The sequence below is a fragment of the Paenarthrobacter sp. AB444 genome (assembly GCF_028736865.1).
GTDB lineage: Bacteria > Actinomycetota > Actinomycetes > Actinomycetales > Micrococcaceae > Arthrobacter > Arthrobacter nicotinovorans_B.
On record NZ_JAQZBY010000006.1, the window covers coordinates 226,579 to 237,046 of the forward strand.

7 protein-coding genes are annotated in these 10,468 nt (G+C 64.5%); 2 read left to right on the forward strand and 5 right to left on the reverse strand.

Annotated elements, in window-relative coordinates; all coding sequences use genetic code 11:
* Nucleotides 1-39: 39 nt before the first annotated feature.
* From treY to glmS, 5 genes are all read right to left on the reverse strand, one after another.
* Nucleotides 40-2,352 (reverse strand): malto-oligosyltrehalose synthase, encoded by a 2,313-nt coding sequence (gene treY, locus PQ627_RS10110; protein WP_274260581.1) that lies wholly within the window; start codon nt 2,350-2,352, stop codon nt 40-42.
* Nucleotides 2,349-4,676 (reverse strand): glycogen debranching protein GlgX, encoded by a 2,328-nt coding sequence (gene glgX, locus PQ627_RS10115; RefSeq protein ID WP_274260583.1) that lies wholly within the window; start codon nt 4,674-4,676, stop codon nt 2,349-2,351. Before glgX ends, treY begins: the two co-directional genes overlap by 4 nt.
* A 68-nt stretch (nt 4,677-4,744) precedes the next feature.
* Complete coding sequence (locus PQ627_RS10120) at nt 4,745-6,322, reverse strand: NAD(P)H-hydrate dehydratase (RefSeq protein WP_274260584.1); 1,578 nt, start codon at nt 6,320-6,322, stop codon at nt 4,745-4,747.
* A 16-nt stretch (nt 6,323-6,338) separates the two neighbouring features.
* The gene (locus PQ627_RS10125) at nt 6,339-6,686 is read right to left on the reverse strand and encodes a holo-ACP synthase (protein WP_066277757.1); all 348 of its coding nucleotides are present in this window, start codon (nt 6,684-6,686) and stop codon (nt 6,339-6,341) included.
* Nucleotides 6,687-6,690: 4 nt separating this feature from the next.
* Nucleotides 6,691-8,574 (reverse strand): glutamine--fructose-6-phosphate transaminase (isomerizing), encoded by a 1,884-nt coding sequence (glmS, locus tag PQ627_RS10130; RefSeq protein WP_144659449.1) that lies wholly within the window; start codon nt 8,572-8,574, stop codon nt 6,691-6,693.
* Between the two features lie 139 nt (nt 8,575-8,713).
* On the opposite strand from glmS, the gene coaA reads away from it, so the two are divergent.
* Nucleotides 8,714-9,685: a type I pantothenate kinase gene (gene coaA / locus PQ627_RS10135; protein WP_144659448.1), complete on the forward strand. Its 972-nt coding sequence runs from the start codon at nt 8,714-8,716 to the stop codon at nt 9,683-9,685.
* Nucleotides 9,686-10,468 (forward strand): M15 family metallopeptidase (locus PQ627_RS10140; RefSeq protein WP_274260589.1); only part of this gene is annotated, 783 nt, incomplete at its 3' end.

A 10,468-nucleotide genomic window follows, 5' to 3' on the forward strand; every position in this document is an offset into this window, starting at 1 on the left:
CGTTCCTTAAGCGTGCGTTGCCGCGAATTCAGGTTGGCTTCAGTCGGTGGGTACCAGCAGCGCCACCGGGTACCGTTCCAGCAGCTTCCCCACCTGGACGGGGCCGGGGCCGTAGCTTGCTCCGGTGAGTTCGTCCTTGCAGTTCACGGTGAGTTCGATGGTGGTGTCCCGCCAGCCGCCTTCCCGGGCGAGACGCCTGGGCAGACGCGTGGCCACAGTCAATGCACCTCGTCGGCCCGCACCGCGGTCGAAGGCCACAACATGCGCCGCTGCAGCCCCCTGCGCTGCGACGGGCAAGTACCCTTCGAACAGCTCCGGCCGGGTTTTCCGTAGCCTCAGCGCACGGGAAACCACCAGCAGCTTGGCGGATTCCTCCGTGAAGGATGGAGTGGTCCCTTGGTCCAGCTTCGCCAGTGCCGCCTGGCGGGCCTGGAAGTCCACTGGCCGGCGGTTGTCCGGGTCAGTCAGGGAGCCGTCCCTGAACTCCGTGCCTTGGTAGACGTCCGGGACGCCTGGCATGGTGAGCTGGATCAGCTTGGCGGACAGTGAGTTGGAGGTTCCATACGGTTCCAGCTCGGCCACGAAGTTGGTCAGCGCGGCCGCGACCTCGGGAACGTCGAACGCGGCGTCGACGGCGGCTGCCAGCTGCCGTTCGAACTCCGGGTTCGGGTCGGTCCAGTTGGTTGAGTTGCCGGCCTCGCGTGCCGCTTTCAGTGCATAGGACTGAAGGCGTCCGCGGTCTGCCGGCCAAGCACCAACGATCGACTGCCACACCAAGGCAGCCAGCGGGCCGTCCGGGATCGGTGCGAGCTGCTGCACCGTGCCAAGGAACAGTTCCCACTCCGGCACGGCCTCGGAAATGACCGATATCCGGGCCCTGGCGTCCTCGCTCCGCTTGGTGTCGTGCGTGCTCAGGGTGGTCATGGAGTGCGGCAGGAGCTGCTGGCGACGCGCCATCCGCTCGTGGAAGACCCCGTTGGGCAGGGAGAACTCGGTCGGATCCGCGCCGACCTCGGTGAGCGAGCCGAGCCGGGTGTAGCGGAAGAACGCGGTGTCCTCCACCCCCTTGGCCATCACCATGCCCGAGGTCTGCTGGAACCGTTGAGCCAGAGCGTTGCCGGCATCCAGCAGCAGTGGTTGCAGTTTGCCCAGGACGGGCTCAAGTTCGGGACGGTGACGCCCTGCTTTCTCGATCGCCTCGACCAGTGTTTTCGCGCCATGGGGCAGGTAGGTCCGGTAGATGGGGAACCAGCAGATGATCTCGGCCAGGGAATCGGCTACCTTGGCGAACGGCAGTTCCAGCGTGGCCGGCACCAAGCGCGCAAGCCGGAGGATCTCCGAGCGGAGGATGCCGTCGGCGATGCGGCGCTTGGTCCCATGGATCATCTCGGCGTAATCGGCCGGTTTCTCCGAGTTCCGCAGCCGCGCATCGAGCGAGTTGAGGTATTCCGCGGCCGTGGGGTCCACAAACAGGCGGTCGACGTCCGCGAGGGCGTCGTACCCGGTGGTGCCTTCGCAATTGAAGGTCTCCGGAAGCTGCTCGCCAGGTTCCAGGATCTTCTCCACCAGCAAGTAGGCGCCGCCGGTGACTTCGCGAAGCCTTGCAAGGTAGCCTTCAGGATCGGCAAGCCCATCCGGATGGTCGATGCGGAGGCCGTCAACCAAGCCCTCACGGAACCAGCGGACAATTTCGGCGTGAGATTCGTCGAAGACCCACGGGATCTCGACCCGGATGCCCGCCAGGGTGTTCACGGCGAAGAACCGGCGGTAGTTCAGGTCCGCGTCGGCCCGTCGCCAACCGATCAACTCGTAGTTCTGGCGTGAGTGGACATCCTTGGGGCTGTCGCCGGCCCCGTAGGTTCCATCAGCCAACGGGAAACGGTGATCGTAGTAGTGCAGTTCGCCGTCCACGACCTTGAGTTCATCGAGGTCGTCGTCGCTGCCGAGCACCGGGATCCGGATCTTGCCGCCGCCGAAGTCCCAGTCGATGTCGAACGCCTCCGCGTACTTGGACTCCTGCCCTTCCTTCAGGAGGCTCCACCACCAGGCATTCTGCTTGGGAGAGGCAACACCCATGTGGTTGGGCACGATGTCCGCAAGAATCCCGAGGCCATGGTCCTTGGCAGCCTTGGACAGTGCGGCCAAGCCCTCGGGACCTCCCTTGGCCGGGTCAACGGTGGAGGGGTCGGTCACGTCATAGCCATGGTCCGATCCCTGCTCGGCGGTCAGGATTGGCGAGACATACACCCAATCGATTCCCAGTGATTTCAGGTAGCCCGTGAGCCCGGCGGCATCCTGCAAGGTGAAACCGGGACGGATTTGGAGGCGGTACGTGGAGACTGGCGTCCTCATGATTCCGTCTCCTCCGCTTCGCCGGCTTCAACAGCATCGCTGTCGTCGCCGGGCCCAGCAGCCTCTTCTGCAGGAGCAGCCTCTTCTGCAGGGGCCTCCTTGTAGTCATACGGCAGGGACGTCACGGCGGGCGCCGTGATGGAGGCCGTTTCCGGGGTGCTGGTCTGCGTCAGGGCTGCCAGCGAGGCGGCCACGGAGTGGTCCGGTTCGATCTCGGGGGTGCTGTGGGCACGCAGTACCACCAGCGACTTGCCGCCGACCGAGAGGATCTGGTCCGGCTTGATGACGCCGGCTTCCGCGCCCTCTCCTGCGGTATCGATCATCACGTCCCAGGCCGGTGCGTACTCGTCGGAAGGAATCCGGAAGTCCACCTCTTCCTGGTCCGCGTTGAAGTACAGGAGGAAGTTGACGTCGGTGATGCGTCGGCCTTGGTTGTCGCGGCCGTGGATGCCGTCACCGTTAAGGAACACACCCACCGAACGGCCCAGGGCTTCGTCCCAGTCCGAAGGACTCATGGTGGTTCCGTCAGCGTCCAACCAGACGATGTCCGGAAGCCGCTCCCCCTCCCCACGCAAAACGGGACGCCCGTCGAAGAATCGGCTGCGCCGCAAACTGGGGTGCTTGGCACGCAGGGCACTGACTGCCGCGGTGAACTCGATCAGCGGCTGGTCCACGTGCTCCCAGTTGATCCAGGTGAGTTCGGAGTCCTGGCAGTAGCCGTTGTTGTTGCCCTGCTGGGTCCGGCCCAGTTCGTCACCGTGCAGGAGCATCGGGACGCCCTGGGACAGGAACAGGGAGGCGATGAAGTTGCGCTGCTGGCGTGCCCGCAGAGCGAGGACGGTGGGGTCGTCGGTCGGTCCTTCGATGCCACAGTTCCAGGAGCGGTTGTGGGATTCGCCGTCGTTGTTGTCCTCGCCGTTGGCCTCGTTGTGCTTCTCGTTGTAGGACACCAGGTCCATCAGGGTGAAGCCATCGTGGGCGGTGACGAAGTTGATGGATGCGAACGGACGGCGCCCCGAGTGCTCGTAGAGGTCCGCCGAGCCCGTCAGCCGGGAAGCGAACTCACCGAGCGTGGAGGGCTCGCCCCGCCAGAAGTCGCGGACGGTGTCGCGGTACTTGCCGTTCCATTCCGTCCACTGTGGCGGGAAGTTGCCCACCTGGTAGCCGCCGGGTCCGACATCCCACGGTTCTGCAATGAGCTTCACCTGGGACACCACGGGGTCCTGCTGGATCAGTTCGAAGAACGTGGAGAGCTTGTCGACGTCGTAGAACTCGCGGGCCAAGGTGGAGGCGAGGTCGAAGCGGAACCCGTCCACGTGCATTTCGGTCACCCAATACCGCAGCGAGTCCATAAGCAGCTGCAAGGAGTGCGGGCTGCGCACGTTCAGGGAGTTACCCGTGCCCGTGTAGTCCATGTAGTACTTCTGGTCGTCTTCCACCAGGCGGTAGTAGGCCGAGTTGTCGATGCCCTTGAAGGACAGCGTGGGGCCCAGGTGGTTGCCTTCTGCGGTGTGGTTGTAGACGACGTCGAGAATGACCTCAATGCCGGCGTTGTGCAGCGAACGGACCATGGCCTTGAAGTCTTGGACCTGCTGGCCGGTATCGCCCTTGGAGCTGTAGCTGTTGTGCGGGGCGAAGAAGCCGATGGTGTTGTAGCCCCAGTAGTTGCTCAGGCCCTTGTCCTGGAGGATCCCGTCGTTGACGAACTGGTGCACCGGCATCAGTTCGATGGCCGTGACGCCCAGCTTTTGCAGGTGCGAAATCACTGCCGGGTGCGCAACGCCGGCGTACGTTCCGCGCTGCTCTTCCGGGACCTCGGGGTGCAGCTGCGTGAGTCCCCTGACGTGGGCTTCGTAAATGACCGACTTGTGGTACGGGATCCTGGGGAGCTTGTCGCCGTCCCAGTCGAAGAAGGGGTTGATGACGACGCCCAGCATCATGTGTGCTGCCGAATCCTCGTCATTGCGGGAGTCGGGGTCTCCCAGGTTGTACGAGAACAGGGAAGGATCCCAGTCGATTTGCCGGTGCACTGCCTTGGCGTAGGGGTCGAGCAGGAGCTTGTTGGGGTTGAAGCGTTGGCCGGCGTCGGGGTCGTAGGGACCGTGGACGCGGTAGCCGTATTTCTGTCCGGGCTGCACCGTCGGGAGGTAACAGTGCCAAACATAGCCGTCCACTTCCACAACGTCGACGCGGACTTCGCCGCCGTCGTCGTCGAAGAGGCACAGTTCAACCCGCTCAGCCCTTTCGCTGAACAGTGCAAAGTTGGTGCCGGTACCGTCAAACGTGGCTCCGAGCGGATAAGCCGATCCAGGCCAGACTTCCATGCGTTCTCCTCTTGCTGATGCGAACAACTGTTGCAAGCCTACTCATGACCCTGACAACGACAGTAACCTTACGGTATTGTTCGGTCGTATTCCGCGCTGAGCGAACCCATAACGCGCGGAACGGCCTCAGCGATCGCCGAGGCTGTAATGGGGCCACCACCACAATCTGCCGAAGCCAGCGCTCCCGCCCGTCCATGGATGCTTGCTGCCACGGCTGCAACAGCAGCCCAGCGGTCGTCAGGGTCCAAACCCAAAGCGGCATATGCACCGTCGTCGTCTGCCAGCTCCTGCGCAGCCTGCGCCACCAAAGCGCCGAGGATCCCTGCCAGGACGTCGCCGCTCCCGGCGGTCGCCATCCAGGGGGTACCGTCGGACTGGCTGAACACAGTTCCCGATGGCGATGCCACCAGGGTGGTGGCACCCTTCAGGAGCACTGTGGCTCCGGTTTGTTGCGCGGCCTGCCGTACGAAGTGCAGGGGGCGGGATTCGACGTCGGAGCGGGTTACGGCCACTTCGCCTGTGGAAGGCAGCGAGTCCAGCAGCGTCGCGAGTTCACCGGCATGCGGAGTGAGGATCCAGTGCGGCGGGCAGTGGCTTGGCAGGAGGCTCAGAGCCCCCGCGTCCACGACCACCGGAAGGTCATCACGGAGCGCAGTCTCAACGGCAGCTCCTGCCCGGTCAAGCTGTTCCTGCCCATCAACGCCCGGCCCCATCACCCAGGCCTGCACCCGGCCCGGGTCCTGGGGCTCCCACAGGGCTTCCGGGGTCCGGCTGAGAACCATCCTGGCCGCTGATTCAGGGCCGAGGTACCGCACCATGCCAACCCCGGCCAGGGCAGAGGCATGCACGCTCAAAACAGCTGCGCCGGCGAAGCGGCTGGAGCCTGCAACGATTCCCAAGACGCCCCGGGAGTATTTGTGGGCGCGCCGTGTTGGGCGGGGCAACAAGGCGCCCAGGTCCCGGGCCGTGAGCCGGCGCAGTTCCGGGGGTTCCTGCAGCAGCGTGGACTCGATGCCGATCTCCACCAGTTCGACGCGGCCGGCGCAGCCTTCACCGGGGTCACTCAGCAGGCCGGCTTTGATGCCCCCGAAGGTGACGGTGAGGTCGGCATCCAGGACAGGCCAGTGGACCTCGCCCATGCCTGCATCCACGCCGCTGGGAACATCGCATGCCACCACCAGCGGAGGCCGCAGCTCCTGGAGCGCCGCCACGAGTTCAGCTGGGGCATCCCGCAAACCGCCGCGGGCGCCCGTACCCAGGAGGGCATCGATGACCACGTCTTCGCCGGCACACAGGACCGCGAATTCTTCCGCGTTGGAGCCCTCCAGCCGCAGAACCCGGCCGCCAGCAGCCTTGAAGGCAGCCAGAGCCTCCGTGTGGACAGTTTCCGAGGCGAGTATCGCCGTCGTCCGCATTCCGCGGCGGGCCAGCTGCGCTGCAGCGTAGAGACCGTCGCCCCCGTTGTTGCCTTTGCCGACAAGAACCGTCGCGCCCGCTCCTGCCAGCCGGCGCTTTTTCCTCAGCTCGCGGATCACAGCTTGGGCAAGGCCATACGCTGCCCGCTGCATAAGAACAGCGCCCTCACCGGAGTCCAGGAGCGGTTGTTCCGCGTCCCTGATCTGTTGTCCGGTGAAGGCGCTGATCATGTTTCGTTGTGTCCGTCTAGCCCTCGGCGAGCACGGTCGCCGTAGCGATGCCGCCGTCGTGGCTCATTGACAGGTGCCAGCGCTTGACGCCCTTGGCCTCAGCCACGGCAAGCACGGTTCCCTTGACCTGAACGGTTGGACCGTTCTGGTCCAGGCCAATCCAGCAGTCCTGCCAGTTCATGCCCGCAGGCGCGCCCAGAACCTTGGCAACAGCTTCCTTGGCCGCGAAACGGGCTGCCAAGGACCGCGTGTTGAGTTCGCGCTCAGCCGGCACGAACAGCCGGTCCCTCAGGCCTGGAGTCCGTTCAAGCTGCCGGCCAAACCGCTCAATGTCTACGACGTCTACGCCAATGCCAACGATCATGGCGTTATTCTACGGTCACGCTCTTGGCGAGGTTACGCGGCTGGTCGACGTCGTAACCCTTCGCCCCGGCCAGTTCGGCAGCAAAGATCTGCAGCGGAACCGTGGTGAGCAGCGGCATGAGCAGCGTCGGCGTTTCGGGAACGTAGAACACCTGCTCCGCGTAGTCCTTGACCGACTCGTCGCCCTCTTCAGCGATGACCAGGGTACGTGCACCGCGTGCGCGGACTTCCTGGATGTTGCTGACCACCTTGGAGTGCAGCGAGTCGCGGCCGCGCGGGGACGGCACGACGACGAAGACCGGCTGGCCGTCATCGATCAGGGCGATCGGGCCGTGCTTGAGTTCGCCCGCGGCAAAGCCTTCAGCGTGGATGTAGGCGATTTCCTTGAGCTTCAGCGCACCTTCGAGAGCCACCGGGTACCCCACGTGGCGGCCCAGGAACAGCACGGACTTTTCGTCCTTCATGCTGCGGGCGAGCTCGCGCAGGGGTCCTGCGTTGTCGAGGATCGTCTGGATCTTGGCCGGGATCTTGTTCAGGTCCGCGAGGACATCCTTGATCTGGCCGGAGAAGATGTTGCCGCGCAGCTGGGCCAGGTAGAGGCCCAGGAGGTAGGCGGCAGTGATCTGCGCGAGGAATGCCTTGGTGGACGCAACAGCGATTTCCGGACCGGCGTGCGTGTAGAGCACAGCGTCGGATTCACGCGGAATGGTGGAGCCGTTGGTGTTGCAGATGGAGATCGTCTTGGCGCCCTGTTCGCGGGCGTAGCGGACGGCCATCAGGGTGTCCATGGTTTCACCGGACTGGCTGATGGAAACCACCAGCGTCTTCGCGTCCACGATCGGATCGCGGTAGCGGAACTCGTGGGCGAGCTCCACCTCCGTGGGGATACGGCACCAGTTCTCGATGGCGTACTTGGCCACCAGGCCGGCGTACGCGGCAGTACCACAGGCGAGGACGATGATCTTGTCCACCTGCTTAAGGAGCTCCGGGTCGATCCGGAGCTCGTCCAGGGTCAACTGGCCGTTGAGGTCCGAGCGGCCCAGGAGGGTCTGCGCCACGGCGTCAGGCTGGTCGTGGATTTCCTTCTCCATGAAGGAGTTGAAGCCACCCTTTTCAGCCGATGCCGGGTCCCAGTCAACGTGGTATTCCTTGCCTTCAGCGGGAGCACCGAAGAAGTCGGTGATCTCCACAGAGTCGGCCGTGATGGTGACGATCTGGTCCTGGCCCAGTTCCACCGCGCGGCGCGTGTAGTCAATGAAGCCGGAGACGTCGGAACCGAGGAAGTTCTCGCCGTCGCCCAGGCCCACCACAAGGGGTGAGTTGCGTCGGGCAGCAACCACGACGTCGGGCTGGTCTGCGTGCACTGCCAGGAGCGTGAACGCACCCTCAAGGCGCTGGCAGGCCAGGCGCATCGCTTCGGTGAGGTTGCCGCCGTCGCCCTTGAGCTGGTTCCGGAAGATGTCACCCAGAAGGGCGGCAGCCACTTCGGTGTCGGTTTCCGATTCGAACGTGACACCCTTGGCGAGCAGTTCCTGGCGGAGCTCAGCGAAGTTCTCAATGATGCCGTTGTGGATGACAGCCAGGCGGCCGCCATCGGAGAGGTGCGGGTGGGCGTTACGGTCGGTGGGGCCACCGTGCGTGGCCCACCTCGTGTGGCCAATGCCCGTCAGGGACTCGGGAACGGGATGAGCTTCCAGTTCCGCGACCAGATTGCTCAGCTTGCCGGACTTCTTACGCGATGAGATTGCCCCATCGGCTACTACTGCGATGCCAGCGGAGTCATATCCGCGGTACTCCAGACGGCGCAGCCCTTCCACCACGACGTCAAGGGCGCTGTAACCAGCTGCCTCGCGAGACGAATTGCCAACATAGCCTACGATTCCACACATGGATACAAGCCTAGCGGCTTCTGCAAACAACTGACGTGGGACATCCTATTTCCAAGGGTACTTGCTCCCCTTTTAGGAGCACACAATTCACCCTCTGGTCATCGCGCATTTCCTGATCAGCCGCGCGGAGGGCAGAATCATGATCGTGACTTTGCAACGCACCGAAGCTAATGGCGACGGCGCTTCCCCGTTTGTTGAGCTGGACCGTCAGACTTGGTCCCGGCTCGCGGCGCAGATGGAGCAGCCCCTCAACGAAGAGGACATTTTCCGCCTGCGGGGGCTTGGAGATCCCTTGGACATGAAGGAAGTCAGGGAGGTTTACCTGCCCCTGTCCAGGCTCCTTCACCTTTACGTCCAAGCCTCGCACCAGCTGCACGCGGCAACCACCACCTTCCTGGGTGAACAGACCCAGCGCACGCCGTTCGTGATCGGCGTCGCCGGTTCCGTGGCGGTTGGCAAGTCCACCATCGCCCGCGTGCTCCGCGAGATGCTGCGCCGCTGGCCGGGCACGCCTAACGTCGAACTCATCACCACGGACGGCTTCCTCTACCCGCTGGCCGAGCTCAAGCGCCGCCACCTCCTTGAACGCAAGGGTTTCCCTGAGTCCTATGACCGGCGGGGACTTCTCCGCTTCGTGTCGGAGGTCAAGGGCGGTGCCGAGGAAGTCCGGGCACCGTGGTACTCGCACGTTACCTACGACATCGTGCCGGGCAAGGAGGTTGTGGTGCGGCGCCCCGACGTCCTGATCGTCGAGGGCCTGAACGTGCTTGCCCCGGCCCGGCCGCGCATGGACGGAAAACAAGGCCTGGCGATCAGTGACTTCTTCGACTTCTCCATCTACGTCGACGCCAAGACCTCATACATCGAGGAATGGTACGTGGACCGCTTCCGGAAGCTGCGGAGCACCGCTTTCGCCCAGCCCGAGTCCTACTTCCATCGGTACGCCACCTTGTCCGACGAAGACGCCGAATCCACCGCCCGGGGCATTTGGAAGCGCATCAACGAGCCCAACCTGAAGGAAAACGTCCTGCCGACGCGCGGGCGCGCTCAGCTGGTGCTCACCAAGGACGCGGACCACTCCATCCGGCGCATGCTGTTAAGGAAGGTCTAGTTGCGCAACGAGAACACGCCGCTGCCCAGCCGGCGGGCCTTCGCCGGGCTGCTCACTGCCGGCGCCGGACTGGCCGCCTTGACCGCCTGCACGCCGCAGAATGGCACGCCCTCCCCCGCTGCCGCTACGGTGCCGGTTCAGGCCGACGCCACGCCTTCAGCGGCCGTTACCAGTAGCGCTGCTGCACCCACTGCCGCGCCAACGGTAGAGCCAACAGCCGCTGCGGAGCCCACGGCCAGCCCGGTTCCGTCCAGCACCCTGAAGACCCAGCACTCGTTGACCGACCCCACCAGCCCCTGGGTCATCGTCAATAAGCACCGTCCCTTGAACCCGCAGAACTTTGTGCCCGCAGATTTGGTGCAGCCGGCCGTACGGCTCGCCGTCAGCGGTGAAGCAGCCCTGCTGAACAGCACGACGGCGGCTGCCGCGGAAAAGATGTTCGGCGCTGCTGCTTCGGAGGGCGTCATCATGACGTTGGCTTCGGGCTACCGCTCCTACACCACCCAGGTGTCCACCTACAACGGATACGTCGCCAGCACCGGGCAGGCCGCGGCCGACCGTGCTTCGGCACGCCCGGGCCACTCAGAGCACCAGACGGGTTGGGCTTTCGATATCGGCGACGGCGGCGGAGCCTGCAGCTTCCAGCCATGCTTCGCCGAGCAACCGGCAGCCATCTGGGCCAAGGCCAATGCGCACAAGTACGGATTCGTCGTCAGGTACCCCTGGATGTTCCATGACACCACGGGCTACTTCTACGAATCCTGGCACCTGCGGTATATCGGA

What these genes read in the sequence shown, in the direction of transcription:
- treY (WP_274260581.1), bottom strand. Translation starts at nt 2,352, where the DNA reads ATGAGGACGCCAGTCTCCACGTACCGCCTCCAAATCCGTCCCGGTTTC.
- glgX (WP_274260583.1), bottom strand. Translation starts at nt 4,676, where the DNA reads ATGGAAGTCTGGCCTGGATCGGCTTATCCGCTCGGAGCCACGTTTGAC.
- PQ627_RS10120 (WP_274260584.1), bottom strand. Translation starts at nt 6,322, where the DNA reads ATGATCAGCGCCTTCACCGGACAACAGATCAGGGACGCGGAACAACCG.
- PQ627_RS10125 (WP_066277757.1), bottom strand. Translation starts at nt 6,686, where the DNA reads ATGATCGTTGGCATTGGCGTAGACGTCGTAGACATTGAGCGGTTTGGC.
- glmS (WP_144659449.1), bottom strand. Translation starts at nt 8,574, where the DNA reads ATGTGTGGAATCGTAGGCTATGTTGGCAATTCGTCTCGCGAGGCAGCT.
- coaA (WP_144659448.1), top strand. Translation starts at nt 8,714, where the DNA reads ATGATCGTGACTTTGCAACGCACCGAAGCTAATGGCGACGGCGCTTCC.